Source organism: Nostoc sp. NMS8, assembly GCF_017115045.1.
GTDB lineage: Bacteria > Cyanobacteriota > Cyanobacteriia > Cyanobacteriales > Nostocaceae > Nostoc.
Genome location: NZ_JABXKK010000082.1, coordinates 51,055 through 75,196, shown reverse-complemented (window position 1 = coordinate 75,196; position 24,142 = coordinate 51,055). Strand labels below are relative to the sequence as shown.

The 24,142-nt window shown below is 41.8% G+C and carries 12 protein-coding genes and 1 pseudogene; 7 read left to right on the top strand and 6 right to left on the bottom strand.

Features of this window, described 5'->3' with window-relative positions; all coding sequences use genetic code 11:
- Positions 1-63: 63 nt before the first annotated feature.
- The gene (locus HWQ39_RS15315) at positions 64-438 is read right to left on the bottom strand and encodes a hypothetical protein (RefSeq protein WP_292846356.1); all 375 of its coding nucleotides are present in this window, start codon (positions 436-438) and stop codon (positions 64-66) included.
- A 99-nt stretch (positions 439-537) separates the two neighbouring features.
- The gene (locus tag HWQ39_RS15310; protein WP_292846354.1) at positions 538-903 is read right to left on the bottom strand and encodes a hypothetical protein; all 366 of its coding nucleotides are present in this window, start codon (positions 901-903) and stop codon (positions 538-540) included.
- A 542-nt stretch (positions 904-1,445) separates the two neighbouring features.
- Between HWQ39_RS15310 and HWQ39_RS15305 the strand changes: the two genes are divergently transcribed.
- The 5 genes and pseudogenes from HWQ39_RS15305 to HWQ39_RS15285 all read left to right on the top strand — a co-directional run.
- Positions 1,446-2,579: a substrate-binding domain-containing protein gene (locus HWQ39_RS15305; protein WP_292846353.1), complete on the top strand. Its 1,134-nt coding sequence runs from the start codon at positions 1,446-1,448 to the stop codon at positions 2,577-2,579.
- Between the two features lie 580 nt (positions 2,580-3,159).
- Positions 3,160-4,116: a nitrogenase iron protein gene (gene nifH, locus HWQ39_RS15300; RefSeq protein WP_292846352.1), complete on the top strand. Its 957-nt coding sequence runs from the start codon at positions 3,160-3,162 to the stop codon at positions 4,114-4,116.
- Between the two features lie 359 nt (positions 4,117-4,475).
- Complete coding sequence (gene nifE / locus HWQ39_RS15295; protein WP_292846350.1) at positions 4,476-5,870, top strand: nitrogenase iron-molybdenum cofactor biosynthesis protein NifE; 1,395 nt, start codon at positions 4,476-4,478, stop codon at positions 5,868-5,870.
- Positions 5,870-7,180 (top strand): nitrogenase iron-molybdenum cofactor biosynthesis protein NifN, encoded by a 1,311-nt coding sequence (nifN, locus tag HWQ39_RS15290; protein ID WP_292846348.1) that lies wholly within the window; start codon positions 5,870-5,872, stop codon positions 7,178-7,180. Before nifE ends, nifN begins: the two co-directional genes overlap by 1 nt.
- A gap of 254 nt (positions 7,181-7,434) precedes the next feature.
- A pseudogene (locus HWQ39_RS15285) lies at positions 7,435-8,217 on the top strand (HAMP domain-containing sensor histidine kinase); the annotation flags it as partial.
- Between the two features lie 32 nt (positions 8,218-8,249).
- On the opposite strand, the gene HWQ39_RS15280 reads toward HWQ39_RS15285, so the two are convergent.
- The 3 genes from HWQ39_RS15280 to HWQ39_RS15270 form a co-directional block, all read right to left on the bottom strand.
- Positions 8,250-9,659 (bottom strand): family 2B encapsulin nanocompartment shell protein, encoded by a 1,410-nt coding sequence (locus HWQ39_RS15280; RefSeq protein ID WP_292846346.1) that lies wholly within the window; start codon positions 9,657-9,659, stop codon positions 8,250-8,252.
- 298 nt (positions 9,660-9,957) lie between these two features.
- Positions 9,958-11,367, bottom strand: coding sequence for a family 2B encapsulin nanocompartment shell protein (locus HWQ39_RS15275; RefSeq protein ID WP_292846344.1), 1,410 nt, complete (start codon positions 11,365-11,367; stop codon positions 9,958-9,960).
- A 68-nt stretch (positions 11,368-11,435) separates the two neighbouring features.
- Entirely contained in the window at positions 11,436-13,793 is a 2,358-nt protein-coding gene (locus HWQ39_RS15270) for a family 2 encapsulin nanocompartment cargo protein terpene cyclase (RefSeq protein ID WP_292846342.1), read from the bottom strand.
- Between the two features lie 968 nt (positions 13,794-14,761).
- Between HWQ39_RS15270 and HWQ39_RS15265 the strand changes: the two genes are divergently transcribed.
- A complete protein-coding gene (locus HWQ39_RS15265; protein ID WP_292846340.1) occupies positions 14,762-20,626 on the top strand; it encodes an AAA family ATPase in 5,865 nt (1,954 codons plus the stop codon).
- Positions 20,627-20,815: 189 nt separating this feature from the next.
- On the opposite strand, the gene HWQ39_RS15260 is transcribed toward HWQ39_RS15265, so the two are convergent.
- Positions 20,816-21,943 carry an ABC transporter ATP-binding protein gene (locus tag HWQ39_RS15260; RefSeq protein ID WP_292846338.1) on the bottom strand — a complete coding sequence of 376 codons (1,128 nt, stop codon included), beginning with the start codon at positions 21,941-21,943 and terminating at the stop codon, positions 20,816-20,818.
- A 298-nt stretch (positions 21,944-22,241) separates the two neighbouring features.
- On the opposite strand from HWQ39_RS15260, the gene mrdA reads away from it, so the two are divergent.
- On the top strand, positions 22,242-24,089 hold the full coding sequence (gene mrdA / locus HWQ39_RS15255) for a penicillin-binding protein 2 (protein ID WP_292846336.1): 1,848 nt from the start codon (positions 22,242-22,244) through the stop codon (positions 24,087-24,089).
- Positions 24,090-24,142 lie beyond the last annotated feature (53 nt).

Genomic DNA, 24,142 nt, shown 5'->3' with positions numbered 1-24,142 from the left:
GTCTATTTAATGATTAATGCAGATGAAGTGATGATTTTCCTAGAACAAATTCTGGTTGCTCTATCAGGTATTAGGCAAATCTCCTTCAGGTAAGGCATTATCTATATTGAGTACCCAAGGTATACCTTTGTCAACTGGAGAACTAACAGTGATTTTAGCTCTGTTGGCAAACTGTTTTAAGTGACCAGCAAATTGGGGAACAGTTTTCATGATCTGACGATAGCTTTTCATATTATTACAAATCACGATTAACGTCAAAACACCACTATTGATTTGGAAATACCAATGACAACTCGATAATAAAATCCGTGTCATGCGATCGCACGCTAAGAAAAAGCTTTTTTTAGTTGTTTCTTCAAGCTGTCTAAATAGTATTTCACTCAGCTTGATTGTTTGAGGTGAAGGCAAATCATCTGGATGCAGGCATGGTTGATTCATAATATTTTAGCAAGCTTCAAAAATAACGAAGCTGCGGTGAAGATTGGTACTTTTGATTTTTTGCAGATTGAATTTTGTAGAAAAATCAGGCTTACTAGATTATTGTTCTTGGGTGACAATCCACAACAAGTCTAACCACAACTGAGGATAAGCTTGCTTGAGATTTGAGAGTGGATCGCGCATTAAGTGATTGGCATTCAAGCAAACAATCTCTACTAAACCCAAGTATTCTGCTACTTCTTTGAGTAGGTTTTTTTGTTCTATTACAGCGCTCATTACTCTGTCAGGGCAATAAATACCAATGTATTTTGCATGGCGGATGCATGTTTTTATATTCACTCTTGTTAAGTGAGGATGAGGATCTATCACCTTTACATAACATTGACTTAATAGTTTCCATACCCGTGGGTGAGTGTGTTCAATAATTACGTTAAACTGCTGGGCTAAGTCTTCTTCGGTAATCATTTTTCTCTCCATTGCTTTGTTGCCATCTGTTGCATACTTTGGTAAATCCCTAATTGATTGTGCAAAAACTTAAAATAGCAATTCTTGGCTGATGCTATTTGTATATTCACTTTAGTCAAATAGGTAATTTTTCGTCAGGGCAAAATTTACCCCAAAACACGAAATTGGTTGGTATGTTTTCTAAGGCTTGTATTACTCGCCTATCAAGCATCAAAGCTGAAACTAATCTCTAAAACTGTATTAAACGCCACTTTATACCAATTTAATTGGTAGAAATTTCTGCTAGATAAATGCTCTGTTTATCGGAATTTGGGGCTTTTGAGCCAAAAAAGTGGCTAAAAAGTAACCACGTGCAAAAATAATTTGCGCTTCGCAAGCAAATTGGCAATTTCTGTGATAGTCTTTTTGTATGGGGAATCAAAACAGCGAAAGTACAAAAAGTTGTCAAAGAGAAATGATATAAACTCAAAGACCCCACTTTCGCCTTGGCAGATGCAATGTTTAAATCCGCTACGGCTTTTTGAAACCAAGAGACAAAGCCAATGAAGCAGGATAGTGACCTCCGTAATAACTTGAAGTCAATTAGAACTCGCTTAGGCATGAGCCAACAAGATTTGGCTAACATCGCTAATGTGACTCGTCAGACTATTAGTGGTGTAGAGTCGGGACTATATGCTCCCTCAGTAGCCATAACACTTCGCTTGGCCAAAGCGCTTGGCTGTCAAGTAGAGGATCTATTCTGGTTAGAGCGAGATTTACCTGAAATTGAAGCAGTTCTTGCCAAACCCGTTCCGAATGGTCAGCAACTACGAGTCAGCATGGCTCGTGTCGGAGGACAATGGATAGCTTACCCCTTGATTGGTAAGGATGCTTTTCGCCAAGATATGATTCCGGCTGATGGTGAAAGTACAAGCCTTGCAGGTACAAATAAAGTTCGAGTCCGTCTTTTAGACGATAATCTCGACACACTTCACAACACCGTTGTGATTGCTGGTTGTGCCCCTGTAATTTCACTATGGGCAAGAGCCACCGAACGCTGGCATCCCCAACTGCGAGTCCAATATAACTTCGCCAACAGCATGGCTGCATTGCACAGTCTATGCAGAGGTGAGGCGCACATCGCTGGGATGCATCTGTACGATCCTGAAACTGGTGAGTATAATACTCCCTTTGTTCGAGATGTTTTGGCTGGGAGGGAAGCAGTTCTGATTACCCTTGGTGTTTGGGAAGAAGGACTTTTGTTGAAGTCTGGCAATCCAATGGGAATTAGAACAGTTAGTGACTTAGTTGCTGGGGGAGCGACTATTGTTAACCGCGAAATCGGTTCTGGTAGTCGGATGCTTTTGGAACAAACACTCCAAAAGGAGCAGATACCGTTCGATACCATTCAGGGCTTTGATAATGTACTCAAAAGTCACCAAGATGTTGCCCAAGCTGTAGTCAGAGGAATTGCCGATGCTGGTATGAGTACGGCATCTGTAGCTACCGCCTTTGGACTGGGATTTATCCCTTTACATCAGTCACGATATGATTTGGTGATTCTCAAGGAATATTTAGAAGAAGCACCAGTACAGCAGTTGCTCAGTACTTTGGGACATCGGATGGTTCACTCCCAATTTGAAATTCTCGGCGGTTACGATATCAGCAAAATCGGGGAAGTTGTAGCGACTGTTTAGAGTGGATTGCAATGGTTGGTTGTGTGGTTTAGGGAAAACTTGGCGTAAATTGAAATTCCTGCTGCAACCACTCTTAAGGTATGAGCAACCTTCAGGAGATTACAACAACTGATAATGCTGAATTCGTAATTCGGATTTCAATTTGAGTTTCCGGCTTGGAATCTGTAGCTTTCTTTTTTCCAATTGGTATTATACCAATTCAATTCATGACTGTAACACATCCTTGGGTAAAGACGCGACGCCAGTCGCTACAACGGGGGGAACCCCCGCAACGCGCTGGCTCATGAATCGCGTCTCTACAAATGGTCTATTTGTCGCTTTCTTTTTTCCAATTGGTATTGCTACCGCTAGAGAAATCATTTAAGTGAGCGGATGGTAATACTTGCAATATTCCTTGAGTAATGACTAATGGTCAACGAAAACTGACCAAAACTTGAATATGTTCTTTCTTCGGACTCTTTTTGCTGTAGAACGCGCACCTCCAACAACGTTCTATATCAGATTGCTGCTGTAATTTTACAGTGCGATCGCCTCATCAAGCGACAGACTCACCAAACAAACAATTACAGGATTAATCATCATGTCCGACGGAAAAATTAGACAAATTGCTTTTTACGGTAAAGGTGGTATCGGGAAATCTACTACCTCCCAAAATACTCTCGCTTCTATGGCGGAAAAGGGTCAACGCATCTTGATTGTGGGTTGCGACCCCAAAGCTGACTCTACCCGATTGATTCTGCACTGTAAAGCCCAAACCACCGTATTGCACCTAGCTGCTGAACGGGGTGCTGTGGAAGATATCGAACTCGAAGAAGTGGTAATCACTGGCTTCCGGGATATCAGATGCGTAGAATCTGGTGGGCCAGAACCGGGTGTAGGTTGCGCCGGTCGGGGTATCATCACTGCCATTAACTTCCTCGAAGAAAACGGTGCTTACTCAGACGTAGATTTCGTATCCTACGACGTATTGGGCGACGTTGTGTGCGGTGGTTTCGCCATGCCAATTCGTGAAGGTAAAGCCCAAGAAATCTACATCGTTACTTCTGGTGAAATGATGGCAATGTTTGCAGCTAACAACATTGCTCGTGGCGTTCTCAAATATGCTCATACTGGTGGTGTACGTTTGGGTGGGCTGATTTGTAACAGCCGTCAAACTGACCGGGAAGACGAACTGATTAGCACCCTGGCAGCCAGATTGAATACCCACATGATTCACTTCGTCCCGCGTGATAATATCGTGCAACACGCCGAATTGCGCCGGATGACGGTAAATGAGTATGCACCTGACAGTAAACAAGCTAATGAATACCGCACATTAGCGGACAAAATTATCAACAATACAACTCTTACCGTTCCCACACCCATTGAGATGGATGAACTAGAAGATTTGTTGATTGAGTTCGGCATTCTTGAAAGTGAAGAAAATGCTGCAAAAATGATTAGCCAAGCAGACGCTGCTAAAAAGCTAGAAGACGCTCAAGGCGAAGCACTAGAAGCAGTGAAAAAAGGAAACGTAGAAATAGTTTCTGGTAGCTAAGACTCAAGTGCTAAATACAAAGTAAATATTTGGTGGGCTATTCTCGCCCACTTTCTCACCAATCTTTTAAAATGGAGGTAATCGAATAGCTAATCTTAACCTCTAAGTATTTTATCCTCACCGTGTTAAAACTAATCTACTAAAGCATACACAGCAAAATTAATACTTTAATAGTTTAGTTCATGTTTTTGTTTTCTCCTTCTCTAACCTAGTTGATGTTTATATTTTAGGGAATGATCAATTCTCTTGATCATTCCCTTTTATTCCATGTTTTAGATACATTAATAAATGAAAGTCCTATAAAAGCCTTTGGGAATTCAGTTAACATCTAACAAATTCTACCTATTGTCACCAAACAAATGAATCCCACTCCAGGAAAAACCAACGATTCACTCAGTGACTCCAATTCCGAAGATGCTCGTCAGCAGCAGAAACAAAAGAAAAAAAAGTCCTCCACGCAATTACCCCAACCTGGAACTACTCAAGGGAGTTGTGCTTTTGATAGTGCAATGATTACCCTAGTACCAATCACTGATGCTGCTCATGTAGTTCACGGGCCAAGTGGCTGTGCTGCCAGTATTTGGGGAAGTTACAGCAGTCTCTCTTCTGGTTCGATGCTGTATAAAATACGTTTTACTAGTGACATCGATGAGAACGATATCATCTTCGGTGGAGCCAAAAAGCTGTACAAAGGCATTTTAGAATTAGCAAGACGCTACAAACCGATGGCGGTATTTGTTTACTCCACTTGCATCACCGCCCTGATTGGAGATGATATCGAGGGAGTTTGCAAAGATGCTACCGAAAAAACAGGAATACCTACTATTCCTGTACATTGTCCTGGCTTTATTGGGAACCAAAATTTGGGCAACCGTGTTGCTGGTGAAGCATTGCTAGAACACGTTATTGGAACAACCGAACCAGACACTAGTACACCTTATGACATCAACCTAATTGGTGAACATAATATCGCAGGTGCAATATGGAATGTTCTACCGTTACTGGAAAAATTAGGTATCAGAGTTTTGGCAAAAATTACAGGCGATGCTATCTACAAAGAAGTTTGCTATGCCCATCGTGCCAAACTTAACGTGCTGCTCTCCTCCAAAGCATTAATCAACGTGGCAAAAGGGATGGAAAAAAAATATGGCATTCCCTATATTGAAGAGTCCATCTATGGTATAGAGTCAATCAATCAATGTTTAAGGAATATTGCTGCAAAGTTAGGTAATTCTGATTTGCAGGAAGGTACAGAAAAGTTAATTGTAGAAGAAACTGCTGCAATAGATGAAAAACTCGCTCTGTATATTACCCGATTGCAAGGTAAGCGTATTATCCTTTCTATTGGAAGTTTCAAGAGTTGGTTGATTATCTTTGCTGCTAAGAAATTGGGTATGGAAGTTATTGCTATTCTGACTAAGAATAATATTGAGGAGGATAGAATTAGAGTCAAAAGTTTGCTGGGTCAACATGGCATAATTCTAGAGCAAAATAGTCCTGAAGAAATTTTACAGGTAATTAACGAAAATCAAGCTGATATGTTAATTGCTGATAAACGCCATCAAGACACCTCTCTCACAGCTAGAATTCCATTCCTAGATATTAATCAAGAACGCAACCATCCTTATGCAGGGTATATAGGAATTTTAGAAGTAGCACAAGAAGTGTATGCCGCTTTTTACAACCCTGTGTGGGAGCAAGTATACCAGCCAGCCCCGTGGTCAGCAGGAAATTCTTCAGAGGAGGAAATCTAATGGCGATTATTAGTGTTACGAGTACATCTGTTGCAGTTAATCCCCTAAAGCAAAGCCAAACTGTGGGTGCAGTTTTAGCCTTTTTGGGGTTGAAGGGAATCATGCCTTTGTTACACGGTTCTCAAGGCTGCACTGCTTTGACTAAGGCAGTATTAGTACAACATTTTCGTCAGACGATTCCTCTTTCCAGTACAGCGATGACAGAAGTTGCAACCATTTTGGGGGGAGAGGAAAGAGTTGAACAAGCAATCTTGACTTTGGTGCAGAGATCCAAACCAGAAATTATCGGTCTTTGTAGCACCGGACTGGTGGAAACCAGAGGTGATGACATGGGACGCTTTGTCAAGGAGATTCGCCACCGTCACCCAGAACTGGATTATTTACCAATTGTGCTTGTCTCTACACCGGATTTCAAAGGTACATTACAGGATGGCTTTGCTGGTGCAGTTGAGAGTATAGTCAGGGAAATTCCCCAAAAAAGCTCTAAGCAAGACGCTTGTGCCACACAAATCACTATTTTGGCGAGTTCTGCCTTTACACCAGGAGATGTCCAGGAAATCAAAGAGATTGTCACCTCTTTTGGACTTGTACCTATTGTTGTACCTGACCTTTCTGGCTCTTTAGATAGTCATATAGAAGATTCTTCTAGTGCAATAACAGCTAATGGCACAAATGCAGCACAGTTGCGCTCAATTGGTAGTTCTGTATTCACTTTGGCGCTGGGTGATAGTATGCGGGGTGCGGCGCAAATTTTGGAGCAAAGGTTCAATATACCTTATGAGGTATTTGGTGAACTGACGGGACTAGCAGCAGTAGATAAATTTCTGCAAGCATTGGCGGATATCAGTGGTGTTAGGGTACCGGATAAATACCGCAGTCAACGCCGTCAGTTACAACACGTGATGTTGGAAAATCACTTTTACTTTGGTTGCAAGCGAGTTTCTTTGGCGCTGGAACCAGATTTACTCTGGTCAACAGTTTCTTTTTTGCGATCGCTAGGAGTTGAGATTCACTCAGCAGTGACAACGACACGCTTTCCTATGCTAGAAAAACTGCCGATCAAGAGCGTCACTATTGGCGATTTGGAAGACTTTGAGCAATTGGCGGTTGGGTCTGATTTACTAATTACCAATTCTCATGGAGTAGCGATCAGCCAACGCTTAAAAATTCCTCTCTACCGTCAAGGTATTCCCATTTTTGACCGCTTAGATAGTGGTCAGTTCTGCAAAGTTGGCTATCGAGGTACTATCCAGCTTTTATTTGATATTGGCAATCTGTTTTTAGAGCAGGAAATAAGGGTTAAGCATTAAATACAATCAACTCTAACTGTTGATGAAAACTTTCTGTCAGACTTCAGAATTTATTGCCATGACAATCTGATTGTTGCAGCCAATAATAATGAATTAAATTAGGTGTTCATTAACCAGGTTAGGAAATAAAAGGTAAAAAGATAATTGCCATAAATAAATTTAGCGAAAAATTCTGTAGGTGGGTTTCCCACCATAGGAAACTTTTCACCAACGAAAAACCAGTATTTCTGGCTTGATTTATTTTCCAAGGCTAAATGAATAATCTCCTCGATTTTATTGCTGCTAGTCTCACACAAGCTAAACCCACTTTAGCTGATATTGTTGAACACTTGAAACTCTATCAACAAAATCTAGCAAATCCAGCCGAGTAAATTATTGAACACACCGAACAAATCGATTTGGATTATAGCTTATCAGACTTGCCTAAGATGATTCATTCTATGTCTATGGCGTGCGACAGGTTGAAAAATATCAGCACCAGTTTACGTACTTTCTCCCGTACCAATCAAGACTACAAAGTGCCATTTAACATTCACGAAGGCATTGATAGCACGATTTTAATTTTGAAACATCGTCTCAAAGCTAATGAACAACGTCCCGCTATTGAAGTTGTCACTAACTACGGTAATTTACCTCAAATTGAATCCTTCCCAGGGCAATTAAATCAGGTATTTATGAATCTGATCGCAAATGCTATTGATGCCTTAGATGAATCTAATTAGGGACACAGTTTTCAGGAAATTTAAGCCAGTCTTAACTACATTACCATTACAACCTCGGTCGAAAACAATAGCGTTAAAATTGCTATTGCTGATAATGGTAAAGGGATGAGTAAACAAATCAAATCAAAAATATTTGACCATTTATTTACTGCAAAAGCTGTGGGGAAAGGTACAGGATTGGGGTTGGCGTAGACGCAAAGCGGCTTGTCGTCAGACATCGCTCGTCAAATTGTTGAAGAAACCCACGGCGGTAAATTGGGTTTTAACTCTGTTCTCGGTGAAGGTACAAAATTTATCATTGAAATTCTGGTATGACAAGGAGTTGGGAGTGGGGAAACACCCTTCCCTCAGCGCCCAATTTCGACATCTTCCAGGATGCCAAGTGCATCGGGGATGAGAATTGCTGCGGAGTAGTAGGCGCTGACAAGATAAGAAATGACCGCTTTTTCGCTGATGCCCGAAAACCGCACAGACAAACTGGGTTGGTATTCATCAGGGATACCCGTTTTGTGTAAACCTATCACCCCTTGGTTTTCTTCTCCGACACGGAATATCAAAATAGAGCTAGTACCCTCCTTGGTGATCGGAATTTTGTTACAAGGAAAAATCGGATAGTTGCGCCATGCAGGTACAATCTTTCCATTGACCTGCGTGTTTGGGGAATAGATTCCACGACGGTTACACTCCCGGTTAAAAGCAGCGATCGCGCGAGGGTGAGCTAGGAAAAAATGGGATTTGCGCCGCCGAGAGAGCAATTCATCAAAATCATCTGGAGTTGGTGACCCGGTGCGGGTAAAGATGCGTTGCTTGAGATCGGCATTGTGCAACAATCCAAAATCAGGATTATTCAGCATTTCGTATTCTTGTCGTTCCCGCAACGCTTCGATAGTCAGCCGTAATTGTTGCTCCGTCTGGTTCATGGGTTCGTTGTAGAGGTCAGCAACTCGCGTATTCACCCGTAAAATGGTTTGAGCGACGCTTAACTCATACTCCCGTGGACTCAAGTCGTAATCAACAAATGTCCTGGGTAACTCAGTTTCCTGACTGTGACCGGCAGACATGGCGATCGCCGCTTGATTATGCCTATCCTGGGGTTTGCTCAATATAGCTCTAAAGCGATCGACCTGAGCCTGAAGCGTTGCAGACTGGTTCATCAACTCCCGAAACGCCTGTACTGGCAAAGACAAAATTATGCAGCGCGTAACAGCTCTCAGGCTAACCTCCCAAGTGTCCTGAGATAGAACTATAGCTTCGCCACCAAAACAATCGCCATGAGCTAAGATATCCCGTAAAGATTCCGCCTCATATTTGCCTGCCTTCAGCTTATTAACTTTACCATGAGCAATTAATAACACCTGGTCGGCTGGTTGACCTTCCTGTACAATTACCTCACCAGGGGCAAATTCTTGTTGTACAAAGCGGTTTGCTAAAGCGTTGAGTACCTCAATATCCTCAAAACCACGCAGTAAAGATAGTTCACAAAGTGCTTGGGGAATGACCCGCACCTGGGCCCCTGTATTGGTAAAGCTGACCCGTCCGTTACCAAGATCATAAGTCAAGCGACGGTTAACCCGATAGGCCCCACCCGTGATTTGTACCCAAGGCAACATCTGTAACAACCACCTGGGGGTAATGCCTTGCATCTGGGGCGAAGTTTTCGTGGTTTTGGCTAAATTCCGCGCCCCTTTCGTGCTTAAGCTCATCTGGAGTTGCCTGTTTTCTTGGTCTAAATCAGGCCTAATCAAAGCATCTGTCATAAAGTTAACGTTTCATGCAACTAAATTTACATTCCTAAGAGAGAGCATCAAAGAGTAAGAGCGAACGACCGTTCGCCCCTACTTTGGAGAGGATGTCCGACTACTTAAAGACGAATGGCACTAAGAAAAGGCGAAAGGCTTGTGTTACCTCGTTCCCAGTCTTCAGACTGGGAATATATTCCAAGAGGCTCTGCCTCTGGTCAGCCCACTGAAGGCGGAGCCTCCGAGAATGGGTTAAGAGCCTCCAGGCTCTTAACCAGTTAGGGCAAAGCTTATAGCTTTTCTTCGTGCCATTCACTTAAAGACCAAGTTCTACATCTTCAAGGATGCCTAGTGCATCAGGAACGAGAACAGCTGTAGAGTAGTAAGCACTAACCAGGTAGGAAATAATGGCCTTTTCGTTAATACCCATAAAGCGGACAGACAAACTAGGCTGATATTCATCAGGAATGCCAGTTTTATGCAGACCAACAACACCCTGGTTGGTTGCTCCCACACGCATTAAGAGAATGGAGCTAGTACGCTCTTTCGTAACGGGAATCTTATTGCAAGGATAGATGGGAATACCACGCCAAGACGGAATTGCACTGTTACCTGTGGGGATAGGATCGGGATAGAGTCCTAGACGGTTACATTCTCGACCAAAAGCAGCAATAGCGCGGGGATGAGCTAAGAAAAAGCTCGGTTCTTTCCAAACAATAGAGATCAATTCATCGAGATCGTCAGGAGTTGGGGGGCCACTGCGGGTAAAGATGCGTTGTTTGAGATCGGCATTGTGTAACAGTCCGAAGTCACGATTGTTCACTATTTCGTGTTCTTGGCGTTCCCGTAATGCTTCGATGGTGAGGCGCAATTGTTCCTCAGTCTGATTCATGGGTTCGTTGTAGAGGTCAGCAACCCGTGTATTGATTTGCAAAATGGTTTGAGCGACACTTAACTCATATTCTCGTGGATTGAGTTCATAATCTGCAAAAGTCCCAGGTAATAATGCCTCTGCGAGGTGGCCGGAGGTAACATCAATCGAGGCTTCCCCGTATTGGTTTTTGGGTTGGCGCAATTTTGCCCTGAATTGATCCACTTGCACTTGTAAAGCTTCAGACTGGTTAACCAGGTTTTGAAAAGCTGCTTGAGGTAGAAACAAGATGGTGCAACGGGTAATGGCAGTGAGGGTGACATCCCAAGTATCTTGGGATTCGACTAAAGCGTAATCGCCAAAATGATCGCCATCGGCTAATATACTCAAAACAACGCGATCGTCATACTTGCCTGCGCCAATTTTGTTGACTTTACCATGAGCAATCAGCAATACTCTATCGGCTGGTTGACCTTCTTGGATGATCACATCACCCGCAGCAAATTCTTGTTGTACAAATTGACTAGCTAAGGCGTTTAACACTTCAAAATCTTCAAATTCCCGCAATAAAGGTAACTCAGCGAGTTCTTGCGGAATGACCTGTACCTGCGCCCCTGTATTAGTAAAGCTGACCCGTCCATCCCCAACCGTATATGTTAAGCGGCGGTTGACCTGATAGCTACCCCCCACGGTTTCTACCCAAGGCAGTAGTTTTAAGAGCCACCGTGAGGTAATTCCCTGCATCTGGGGTTGGGTTTTGGTGGTGCCTGCCAATTTCCGCGCCGCTTCGGTCTGCAAAGCCATTGGCAGTTGCTCAATTAGATTTTCTAGGGGAGTGTTTGCTGTATTAGTCATGATGAATCTCCATTGGTAATGTTTGTTGACAAGTTATTTGATTGACCGGAATAGGGACTCAGATTGAGCTAATCTTTTCTTCCTAACAGCGTTCCGATTTTGATCCCTGAAGTCCCTAACCCTGTCGGATTACTCAGTACGTTCTGCACTATTGGCTGAACATTGGTTTGAGTTGTTTTCTGACCAACGCTTGGTCTAATTTGAGTCGCAGCAGTCCCTAATCCTGTTGGGCCTTGGAGTAAGCGTTTTTCTGACGAGTTATTCCGCAATTCAAATTCCTTATAGCGGTCTACTGCTCTATGCCATTTGAGTACCCCACACATCCACTGCTCCAGTTTCTTGACGTAACCGTACAGTTTCTTACGGGCACTGGTATCCAGTCCGAAATCATCACACAAGGCAGGGAGTTCAGTCGCAACAATATGTTCAAACTGAAGGGCACGAGAGGTCATCAGGTCGTTAACAATTGCGATCGCGTGGGGGATATCGCAGTTCAGGAAATTCTGAATCGCCAGCACACCGTTATTAATCTCGCCCTCAAATTCGATTTCTTTCTGGTAAGAGAAAATATCGTTTGTTAAACAGGCGAAATCAGCAGCCGAATTATCGATATTCTGCATGGTTCGGGTGCGGAATATCTCTGGTGGGATCTCGTCTCCTTGGGAAAGTCGAGACAGGCTCATGGTTAGATCGGAGCCAAAGGTCTTACGACGCATTTCCACATAGTCTATCGGGTCTGGAATGCGATTTTGGATTTGGTTAGCCAGTTCCCATAACCAGCTTTCCGTCATATCTTCAATCGCCCGACGGAACTGACGGCGAGCATTAGGGTTCATGGGGCCAGCCGTCCGCGCCCAAATATCCGCCAAACCCCGTTCGACTGGGTTGGTGGCTTCGGGAACAGGACTCTCATCAAGGGGCATAAAGGTTGATAACCGAGCGTTAAAGATTTTCGCTCCAGCCATGTTGCGGCTATAACCATACAGTGCAGGGAAGTAGTCATCAGCATAGGTTCCCCAAACTAGCCAGCAGGCTGTGATATTCAACTCAGCACTAGACCCATTGGGATGAATATAAGCACCGCATAAAGCTACGTCTGCCACATCGAATTTATGGTCATCCCAGATGTAAATGCTGGGCATCCCTGGTAGTCTGTCCAGCATCCCCATTTGACGCGCCCATTCCTTAGAATGCCGCCGAGCCTCTTCTAGATGGGGATTCAAACTGGTGGAAAAGGGCATATAAAACTGTGGCAAGCTTACTGGCCCTACAGGCTGATAGGGAACATGGGTAAAGCTTTTGAACCGTTTTAGTCCCAAACTATCGTATAAGCCTCTCAGACGGGCGGCCGATGTGCCTAGTCCAGTGGGGCCACCTAAAAACCAACTTGCTGTCGAAGATTTGTCTGATGTCTGGTTCATGTAGCGGCTCGATCTCATGTGCCACTCATGACCCCCCGACTGCCAGTCCTGAAGTCCTTTGGCATATAGGACGACTTTCAGACGCTCATCAGGAGTCAGACTATATTCCTCGAACAAGGAAGGAAGCTCAGTGACAAAGGTGTTCTCGAACTGTTGCACCCTAGATGTTAGTAAGTCGTTAGTTCGATTAGCCGCCTCTTGGGTACTCACATCGAGGAATCGTTCTAAAACCAGGATACAGTTAGCATTTTCCCCTTCTTCTTCGACTTCTCTTTGGTAAGAGAAGATGTCATTTCGCAGATGTACCCCATCAGAAAAGGTGTCTTTGAGGACACGCATTGGTCGAGATGGCGCGATCGCACCCGGAATTTCTGCCCCAACCGCGTGTTCCACTAGGTTAGCTGACCAGGGCGCTCCCCCCACCTTACGGCGCATCTCAATGTACTCAATAGGGTTAGCAACTCGATTTTGGCTGATATTGGCGAGTTCCCACTGAGATTCTTTGAGAAGATTGATGGTACTTTCTGAAAATCGGATTACCCAGTCTTCGGAGGCATTGGGGATGGTGCGATTCCAGAGGTCTACTAAACCCAGTTCTACGGCATTAGTGGGTTCTGGTGGCGTTTTTTGGGGCTGCACAGGCATAAACGCTGGTAGTCCATTGAGGTACTTCTTAGCCCCGGACATATCTTGGGTACGCTTGTAAAGCTCAAGGAAGTGATCGTCGAAGAAAAATACCCAAACATACCAGTCAGTTACCAGATTGAGCATCTGTTCATCGGCATCTGGATGGGTATAGGAACACAATAATGCATAGTCATGGGCATCAAACTTGCGCTCATCCCAAATCCCATAATCTTCTGATTCCTCTGCCCCACCCAAAATTCCCATTTCATAAGCCCAAGCTTTAGAATGTACCCGTGCTGCTTCCAGGTTTGGGTTCAGCCGTGCCGGCCAAGGTACATAAAAACTCGGCAACTCAAAAGGTTGCTTACTTGAAGTCATTGTCCATTTAAACCTATCAGTTTAAGCTCATTGTATTGATTTAATTCTTGTTAATTTTTTGATATTTTTGGTTAATCTTTGATAGCATGAAGATACTCCTTATTAATCGAAAAAATCACAAATTACTCTTAGCAGAATTTCGTGAAATTCTTTAAGATAATCTCCTTTTTGCTGTGCCTACTTAAATAAATTAAGTGTTTTTTTAGTAAAATCTCATTATGCAGGAGTCTGAATGAATATATACTGATTGACTATCAATTGCTACTTTTGAAGGACTAGGTTCACACCCCGCAGTAACTTGAACCCGCCAAGAAAGTTAGTTTGTCATACACTTTCAGCTAAGTATTATCTTTGCTTTATCTCCAAAAATAGTTATAAACATCTGTCTTTAAGATAATCTCAGCTTTATCAATAAAATGCAATAACAGTTAAGACGTTTAGTTATGATTAATTGGATAGTTAAGACAGTTAAAAAAATAATTAAGTAGACAGTTAAGACAGTTAAGACAGTTAAGAAAATAATTAAGTAGACAGTTAAGACAGTTAAGACAGTTAAGAAAATAATTAAGTAGACAGTTAAGTGAATAATTAAAATATATAAAAAAATAATAAGTAATATATCAGTTCCCAACAAGAACAATGCGATGGTAGTCTCTACATAACAGTGCAGGTAATCAGAAATATAGCCAATCCTCCGGCAAAGCGAGCCTACAAGCAAGGAAAATCGTTACCGAAGCGATCGCTTGTTTTTTTGTTCTGAACCTCGAAACCCTATATATTTCGTACCTGCACCTGTTTGTAGGGACTAGCGAAGAAATATCCAGAGGCGATCGCTGGGGAATTGAGGCATTCTCTCAACGGAATAACCTGCCATGTTGCGATCGCATAGCATCTCGCTGTCCCTTATCTATCAATAACCTTATATATTCTGGGAACACTAAATCTGGAAGTCTTAAAGATTTAGCAGTATGGTTAGTAATCCTGTGAATATTCCCGGATACAAGGTAAGTGAAGAACTCTACAATGGTTCTAGAACTCTAGTTTATCGAGGGTATCGAGAAACCGACTCATTACCTGTAGTCATTAAACTACTGAAAAATCCTTATCCGAGTTTCAGTGAACTCTTGTCGTTTCGCAATCAGTACACCATTGCTAAAAATCTCAACTCACCGCTAATCGTCCAAACCTATAGCCTCCAAGCCTATCAGAATGGCTATGCCTTGGTGATGGAAGATTTTGGCGGGATTTCTCTCAAAAATTATTTCACCTCTGAGCAGGGGCGGTATAGCGCGTCTGGTGAAGAGTTTTTACGGATTGCGATCGCACTGTGCAATACCTTAGATATATTATATCGAGAGCGGATTATTCATAAAGATATCAAACCCGCCAATATTTTAATTAATCCCAAAACCAAACAAGTTAAATTAATTGACTTTAGTATTGCATCCCTACTACCACGGGAAACTCAAACATTGATGAATCCCAATGTGTTAGAAGGGACACTTCGTTATATTTCTCCTGAACAAACAGGCAGAATGAATCGGGGGATTGACTACCGTACTGACTTCTATTCATTAGGTGTGACTTTTTACGAGTTATTGACTGGAGTTTTACCGTTTCAATCAAACGACCCGATGGAATTAGTACATTGTCATTTAGCAAAGATACCACCATCCCTTTGGGAAGTCAAAGGTGAAGAGATTCCGCAAATCTTGTCAGATATCGTGATGAAATTGATGGCAAAAAATGCCGAAGATAGATATCAAAGTGCATCGGGACTAAAGTTTGATTTAGAAAAATGTTTGCATCAGCTACAAGTTGATGGTAAGATTCAAGGCTTTGAAATTGGACAACGGGATGTGTGCGATCGCTTCATCATTCCTGATAAACTTTATGGACGAGAAACCGAAGTATCAACCCTACTGCAAGCATTTGAAAGAGTTAGCCTTGGTGCAACAGAAATGATGCTGGTAGCTGGTTTTTCAGGTATTGGTAAAACCGTTGTCGTTAACGAAATTCATAAACCAATTGTCAAACAACGCGGTTATTTTATTAAAGGTAAATATGACCAATATCAACGGAATATTCCCTTCAGTGCATTTGTGCAAGCATTCCGAGATTTAATGGAGCAATTATTAACAGAAAGCAATGTTAAAATTCAACAATTTAAAAATAAGATTTTAGCGGCTCTAGGTGATAATGGACAAGTAATTATTGAAGTCATCCCCGAATTAGAAAAAATCATTGGTCAACAACCACCCGTTACAGAATTATCAGGAAGCGCGGCACAAAATCGATTTAATTTATTATTCCAGAAATTTACTCAAGTCTTTACTATTGACAAACATCCATTAGTAATTTTTTTAGACGATTTGCAATGGGCTGATTCAGCATCGTTAATGTTAATGCAGTTATTAATGACTGATACCAAGCATCTGTTCTTAATTGGTGCTTATCGTAATAACGAAGTTAATCCAGCACACCCATTAATGTTGACTTTGAGTGATATCCAAAAAACAACAGCTACGATTAATACGATTACTTTAGTACCACTTAGTCAAGGGCAAGTAAATCAATTAGTTGCTGAGACACTTAAGTGTACAGAAAACTTGGCATTACCTCTTTCTCAATTGGTATTGCAGAAAACTCAAGGTAATCCATTTTTCGCTATCCAGTTTCTCAAGGCATTGCATCACGAGAATCTCATTCAATTTAACTTTGAGTCTGGGTGTTGGCAGTGTGATATTGCCCAAATCAATGAACAATCGATTACAGATGATATTGTTGCCTTTATGGGTTTGCAATTACGAAAATTATCGTCATCCACTCAAAATATATTGCAGTTAGCAGCTTGTATTGGCAATCAGTTTGATTTGGTAACTTTAGCTATTGTTGCAGAACAACTTGAAACCGAGACATCTGCTGATTTATGGCAAGCTTTACAAGAAGGGTTGGTTGTACCAATTAGCGATATTTATAAACTTTATCAAGGGGAAAATAATGAAAAATTAGCAAGTCAAAATAAAAATAACAATAAACATTTAGCTAAATATAGATTTTCGCACGATCGAGTACAACAAGCTGCCTATTCTCTTATTTCCGAAAACCAAAAACAACTGACGCATCTCAAAATTGGACAAAGGTTACTTAATGCCACACCCGAACAGGAGCGAGACGAGAAACTGTTTGAAATTGTTAACCAGTTGAATCAGGGAGTCGCATTAATTAGTAATCAAACTGAGCGTTCCGAACTAGCAATGCTCAATTTTGCGGCTGGACAAAAGGCAAAATCTTCAACTGCTTATGTAGCTGCAATGCAGTATTTAAATCAAGGTATTGAACTGCTAACTATAGAAAGTTGGCAGCATTGTTATGAAATAACTTTAGCTTTACATGAGTTAGCTGCCGAAGTTGCTTGTTTGAGCGGTGATTTTGAGTTAATGGAGCAACTTGTGGATGATGTGTTGCACAATGCTCAGAACTTACTAAACACTATTAAAGTCTACGAAGTAAAAATTCTGGCCTATGTGGCGCAGAGCAAACAATCCGAAGCTATCAAAATCGCCCTCACAGTTCTGGAATTATTTGGAATTGTATTTCCAACCCAGCCTAGCCCAGCAGAGATTAATCAAAGTTTACAAGAAACTCAGTTACTCTTGAACGAAAAGCAGTTAGAAGAATTGCTGAAATTGCCTGAAATGACTGATCCTGAAGCCCTAGCAGTCATCCGAATTCTGGCAGCAGTGACAGCAGCAATCTATCAAGCGGTTCCGCCTCTGTTGCCAATGATAGTGTGTAAACAGGTTTGCTTATCGATTCAACAAGGCAATGCGACTGTATCCACACTGGCTTACGCTTGGTATGGCGTGATTCTTTGTATCACAGGGGAAATTGAGTTAGGAAATCAGGCAGGTGAATTGGCATTGGATCTCCTCGCAAAATCTCGGAGTCAGGAATTTAAAGCTAGCACGATTAACATGGTGTATCCATTTGTGAAGCCGTGGAAATATCACATTCAAACATCTCTTGTTCCTCTTTTGGAAGGATATCAGAGTGGTTTGGAAATGGGTGCTTTAGAATATGCCGCTTACTGTGCTTATAATTACTGTTCTCTATCCTTTTTCTTAGGCAAAGAACTAACTGTTTTAGAAAAAGAAATGGCAGCTTATAGTCAAGCATTAGCTCAACTTAAGCAGGAAGTTGCTTACAACTATCTGAATATTTTCTATCAATCTACTTTGAATTTAGGGTCAACTTCAGTTAGTCAAAGTTATCTACCTTGGCAATTTCAAGGCGTAGTTTATAATGAAGCCAAAATGCTGCCCTTGCACCAAACTGCTAACGATCTTTACGCCATTGGTACGCTGTACGTCAATAAATTGATCCTTTGCTATCTATTCCAAGAATGGGATGAAGCTATTGTAGTGGCAGACTATGCTCAACAATATTTAGATGGGGTAGCTGGCTGTATCATGGTAGCAATTTTCCATTTTTATGATTCATTAACCCAGCTAGCTATCTTACCTGATACTTGTGAAGAGAAACAAGAAATATTGCAGCAGCGAGTCCTTGTAAATCAGCAAAAACTGAAACAATGGACATCTCATGCTCCCATGAACTTCCAGCATAAATATTATTTAGTCGAAGCCGAAAAATATCGCGTTTACGGACAGAAGACAGATGCAATGGAACTTTACGATCTTGCTATTCAACTCGCTCAAAAAAACCAATATCTCCAAGAAGAAGCCCTCGCTAATGAACTCGCTGCCAAATTCTATCTCGACTGGGGTAGAGAAAAAGTCGCCCAAACATATATGCAGGAAGCATACTACTGTTATGCCCGTTGGGGTGCAAAAGCCAAAATAGAAGACTTAGAAAAGCGCTATCCTCAACTACTGCAACCAATTCTGCAACAGCGACAAATTAATTTCAATCCTTTAGAAACTATCGCTTTTTCTTCTGGCACTTCTTCATCTCATCGCGCTTCTACTACTACCAACACCAGTATTTCTAATGCCCTAGATTTTACCTCAATCCTCAAAGCGGCTCAAACTATCTCCAGTTCTCTAGAATTAGATCAACTCATTGCCAGCTTGACTAGCATTATCTTAGAAAATTCCGGTGCGAAAAAAGCTGTGTTAATTCTTCCCCAAGATGATATTTGGCAAGTTAGGGCAATTACCTTTATCAATCATGAGAAAATACAAACCATTCTGGAATCTCAATTACTCGATGATTGTCAAGATATTCCCGTAAAAGCGATCAATTACGTCAAAAATACTCAAAAAACAGTTGTTATAGACAATTGCAAAACAGATATTATTGGGTTGATTGGGGAATACATGTATCGAACACAACCTCAGAGTGTATTATGTACCCCGATTATGAATCAAGGGCGTTTGGTAGGGATTATTTATCTAGAAAATCAACTGACTCAAGGGGTATTTACTAGCGATCGCCTTTCTGCGATCAATTTCCTTTGCACTCAAGCGGCGATCGCTTTGGAAAATGCCCAATTATATAATCATCTCCAAGAGCGAGACAAGTTCCTCAGTAGTATTTACGAAGGTGTGGGCTGTCTCATCTTTGTGACTGATATCCGGGATAATGGTAGGTATGAGTACACCGGATGGAGTAAATCGTGCGAACTAACGGTTGGTATACCTGCTTCGCAAGTGCTGGGTAAAAGTCCGCAAGAAGTAATGGCTCCTGATGAAAGTGCAGCAATCGAGCAAAAATATCTGCATTGTTTCCAAACTGGAATACCCATTACCTATGAAGAATGTTTAACATTTAATGACCAGAAAATTTGGTTATTAACCACACTCAGTCCCTTAAAAGATGAGACGGGAAAAGTTTATCGCGTAGTCGGGACAACTATTAATATTACGGCTCGCAAACAAGCTGAAAAAATAGTAACCGAAAAATCTCAAGCACTCGGAATAGTCTTAAAAGATTTACAGCAAGCGCAATTACAAATTGTTCAAAGTGAGAAAATGTCTGCACTGGGTAATTTAGTTGCTGGTGTCGCCCATGAAATGAATAATCCTTTGGGTTTTATTGCTGCGAGTCTCAAACAAGCTAAACCAACTATTGCTGATGTTGTTCAACACTTGAAACTTTATCAACAAAGTTTACCCAATCCGAGTGCTGAAATTATTGATCATGCAGAAGAAATTGACTTAAATTATAGTTTAGAAGATTTACCAAAGTCAATTGATTCAATGGTGATGGCGTGCGATCGCCTCAAAAATATCAGCACTAGTTTAAGAACTTTCTCGCGTGCAGATAAAGATTACAAAGTGCCATTCAACATTCATGAAGGTATTGATAGTACGATTTTAATTCTCAAGCATCGCCTCAAACCAAATGAACAACGCCCAGCAATTGAAGTGATAACTGAATATGGTAATTTACCTAAAGTTGAATGTTTTCCTGGGCAACTAAATCAAGTATTCATGAATATTTTTGCTAATGCTATTGATGCTTTAGATGAGTCGAACACTGGGCGGAGTTTTGCAGAAATTAAAGAAAACCCTCACCAGATCACAATCAAAACTTCATTGAAAGATCATCAGGTTGAAATAAAAATTGCTGATAACGCTAATGGCATGAATGAAGAAGTCAAAGACAAAATATTTGACCACTTATTTACTACGAAATCTGTGGGTAAAGGGACAGGATTGGGGCTGGCGATCGCTCGGCAAATTATCGTAGAAAAACACAGCGGTTCGATACAATGCAATTCATCCCCAGGACAAGGTACAGAGTTTGTAATTACTATTCCAGTGCGGCAGATTGCTGAAGAAGTACACCCAATATGCTTCGGTTAAGGTAAGAGACGCGATAAATCGCCGTCTCTACAATAATCAGTCTTTGGTAGAGACGGCGATTCATCGCATCTTTGCGATTTAGAATTTTCATCAAAAAACCTTAACCAAACCGTATTGGAAGTACACCCGTAGAATCTACGTGAAATAAATCTCCGGTAAATCTAAAATCTAAAATTCAAAATTGTTTGACTATTGACTAATTGCTAAACAATCGGTTTCTGCCCACCAAATATAAATAGGTGTATCACGGTCTGGTAAAACGCCCAAAGTATTCGGTTGTAACACATGAATCCTAATGCTATTTGTTAATTCCACAACATAATTAACGTGTGTACCCAAATACATAACGTTGATTAGCCGTCCTTCAAAGCAGTTAGCTGGCAAGTTTGGTGGATAAAGCGAAAGCTGTATTTTTTCTGGACGCACACTCACGACTACAGCTTGTGATAATTCGGTTGGTGTATCTTCAGTGCGGCTAATGACAATTGATAGTCCTGTTTTAGTCGAAATTTGCACATTGCTAGAGTCTACCGCGACAATTTCACCACTGAATAAATTAGTATCGCCAATAAAATCAGCAACAAAAGACGTGCAGGGACGTTCGTAAATTTGGCTGGGAGTACCAACTTGTTCAATTTTGCCCTGATTCATCACAGCAATGCGATCGCTCAAAGATAATGCTTCTTCTTGGTCGTGTGTCACCATCACAAAGGTCAATCCCAAGTCTTTATGTAAATTTGATAACTCAACCTGCATTTCCTTACGTAGCTTTAAATCTAACGCCCCTAAAGGTTCATCTAACAATACAACGGTGGGGCGGTTGACTAAAGCCCTGGCTAAAGCAACTCGCTGCTGTTGACCACCAGAAAGTTGATTGGGAAAGCGCGATCGCAAACTTTCCATTTTCACGAGTTTTAAAGCTTCTTGGACTCTAGATTCAATTTTCGATTTGGGTATTTTTTTTAACCGCAGTCCAAAGGCGATGTTATTCCAGACATTCAGGTGGTTAAATAAAGCGTAACTTTGAAATACAGTATTGACGGGTCGGCGGTAAGGCGGCACATTAGTCATAGACTGACCCTGAATCAGCACCTTACCAGCGTCAGCGATTTCAAACCCAGCAATTAAGCGCAGTGTTGTTGTTTTACCACAACCGGAGGGGCCTAAAATACTAAAAAATTCTCCTTGTCTAACATCCAAGTCGATTCCATTTACTGCTGGTTCTTGGTTAAAAAACTTGAAGACGTTACGCAGTTCAACATCAAGTGGCTGAAAACTTGTTATCCCCCTCTGATTCTGCATGACAATTTGAGCCATAATCTTCAGTAGAATGCCGTGATTTACGTTATTTTGTCACTTTATCTAGTCTATTGGGCAGACTAGATTTGACACCTTGGTTCATTGTATCCGCCAAAAACTATTGTTTAAGAATATACTGGCCGGATTATTTCATCCTTGGTATCACAGTATCAGCTTAATTGTATATACTCGTGCTAATACTTAGATAGTCTTTGATGAAGCTAATAAGCATTAAAACTGTGTATTAACAATTTCTAAAAGCCTCGCTAAAATTGCGTTTATTCATTTTAAATTTTGAATTTTGTAATTGATACTTATGTCTTTATTCCCATCACTTGGCAGCAAAAAAGATACCCGTACAGTTGGACGTGGTTTGCAATCAATATTTTTAATCGTATTTACCCTATTAATGACGGCTGGGATTGGGACGCGTTTGGCATATTTGCAAATTGTTGAAGGGTCAAAACTCCGAGAAAGAGCCGAAGCGAACCGAATTCGGATGATTCTTAAACAACCAGAACGGGGCAATATTTTTGACCGGAATGGCAAACTTTTAGCCAGTACTCGCTATCCTAGCTCTGTATATTTGTGGCCGATGGCACATACTAAACCTTCCTGGTCTGTAGTCGGCCCGCGTTTAGCGCAAATTCTCAACATTCCGCAAGATGAGATGGAAAAAAAATTAGAACAAGCAGGTGCTAATTCTTCTTCACTCATTCGGGTTGCCCGCGATCTAAATGAAGCAGAAATCACGGCATTAAAGGAGTACAAGAATGAACTCCCAGAAGTGGAAATTAATACAGACTCGGTGCGTTATTATCCCCACGGCAAGCAATTGGCGCATGTACTAGGTTATACGCGAGAGTTAACCGCCGACCAGTTAAAGGACAAAAAGGAGCAAGGCTATCGACTGGGAGATGTAATTGGTCAGATGGGCGTAGAAAAAGCTTATGAGAAAGTTCTACGGGGCGAATGGGGCGGTCAGCAGGTGGAAGTAGATGGTGCTGGTAGACCAATCCGGGTTATTGGCGAGAAACAGGCAAAAGCTGGTAACGATTTGCACCTAACTATAGATTTAGATGTGCAAAAGGCAGCCGAAAAAGCTTTGGGAAATCAACGAGGTGCGATCGCAGCAATTGATCCGAAGAATGGTGCGATTTTAGCAATGGTATCTTACCCCACCTTTGACCCAAATATCTTCTCCAAACAAAAACTCTCCCAGAAAGATTGGGAAAGCGTGCAAGGTAAAGATCATCCTTTGGTAAATCGTGCCCTGAGTGCCTTTCCTCCCGCCAGTACGTTCAAAATTGTGACTACGACAGCTGGATTGGAATCAGGTGAATTTTCTCCAGACTCAATATTACAGACCTTTGGTTCCCTGACTGTTGGTGGAGTGACATTTGGTGAGTGGAACCACGCCGGATTCGGTCCATTGGGATTTCCCAGAGCGATCGCTATGAGTAGTGATACTTTCTTCTATCAAGTTGGTAGAAAAGTCGGTGGCCCAACTTTAATCGAATGGAGCCGCAAATACGGGTTTGGTCAAAAAACTGGCATTGAATTTCAGGGCGAAGAATCAAAAGGTTTGGTTCCAGATGAAATATGGAAGCAGAAAGTTTTGAAGACACCTTGGACTGTTGGCGACACGATTAATATGTCAATTGGTCAAGGCGCTTTGCAAGTGACACCCCTACAATCGGCGATTATGTTTGCTGTCCCTGCGAATGGTGGGTATCGAGTTAAGCCGCATTTGCTTAAAGATAATGAAGAAGCAAAAAGCTGGCGAGAATCCTTAGATATGAAATCGGAAACCATCAAAGTTCTGCGCGACGGACTGCGGAGGGTGGTAAGTGAGGGTACTGGTAAGAGCTTGAATGTGCCCACAATTCCCCCGGCATCTGGAAAGAGTGGCACTGCTGAAGCCGGTGTTGGTCGCCCAAATCATACTTGGTTTGGCGCTTATGCCCCCACTAATAAGCCGGAAATTGTGGTTGTGGCTTTTGGGGAAAACTCCGGCGAGCATGGCGGTACTATTTGTGGGCCGATGGTTTTACAAGTGCTGGAAGCTTATTTTCAACATAAGTATCCAGGTAAGTATCAAAAAACTCAGTCTGCTCCATCAGAAGCGAAAACTCAGAGTTCAGGACATGGTACTGGAGATTAGGAGGCAGGGGATTGCGATCGCTAAAAAAATTCCTGAATATTACTGTCCAGCGC

Bases quoted from the DNA above. Each gene is read 5' to 3' on its own strand.
- nifH (WP_292846352.1), top strand. From the start codon at position 3,160: ATGTCCGACGGAAAAATTAGACAAATTGCTTTTTACGGTAAAGGTGGT.
- HWQ39_RS15280 (WP_292846346.1), bottom strand. From the start codon at position 9,659: ATGACAGATGCTTTGATTAGGCCTGATTTAGACCAAGAAAACAGGCAA.
- HWQ39_RS15275 (WP_292846344.1), bottom strand. From the start codon at position 11,367: ATGACTAATACAGCAAACACTCCCCTAGAAAATCTAATTGAGCAACTG.
- HWQ39_RS15270 (WP_292846342.1), bottom strand. From the start codon at position 13,793: ATGACTTCAAGTAAGCAACCTTTTGAGTTGCCGAGTTTTTATGTACCT.
- HWQ39_RS15310 (WP_292846354.1), bottom strand. From the start codon at position 903: ATGATTACCGAAGAAGACTTAGCCCAGCAGTTTAACGTAATTATTGAA.
- nifE (WP_292846350.1), top strand. From the start codon at position 4,476: ATGAATCCCACTCCAGGAAAAACCAACGATTCACTCAGTGACTCCAAT.
- HWQ39_RS15265 (WP_292846340.1), top strand. From the start codon at position 14,762: ATGGTTAGTAATCCTGTGAATATTCCCGGATACAAGGTAAGTGAAGAA.
- nifN (WP_292846348.1), top strand. From the start codon at position 5,870: ATGGCGATTATTAGTGTTACGAGTACATCTGTTGCAGTTAATCCCCTA.
- HWQ39_RS15305 (WP_292846353.1), top strand. From the start codon at position 1,446: ATGAAGCAGGATAGTGACCTCCGTAATAACTTGAAGTCAATTAGAACT.
- mrdA (WP_292846336.1), top strand. From the start codon at position 22,242: ATGTCTTTATTCCCATCACTTGGCAGCAAAAAAGATACCCGTACAGTT.
- HWQ39_RS15260 (WP_292846338.1), bottom strand. From the start codon at position 21,943: ATGGCTCAAATTGTCATGCAGAATCAGAGGGGGATAACAAGTTTTCAG.
- HWQ39_RS15315 (WP_292846356.1), bottom strand. From the start codon at position 438: ATGAATCAACCATGCCTGCATCCAGATGATTTGCCTTCACCTCAAACA.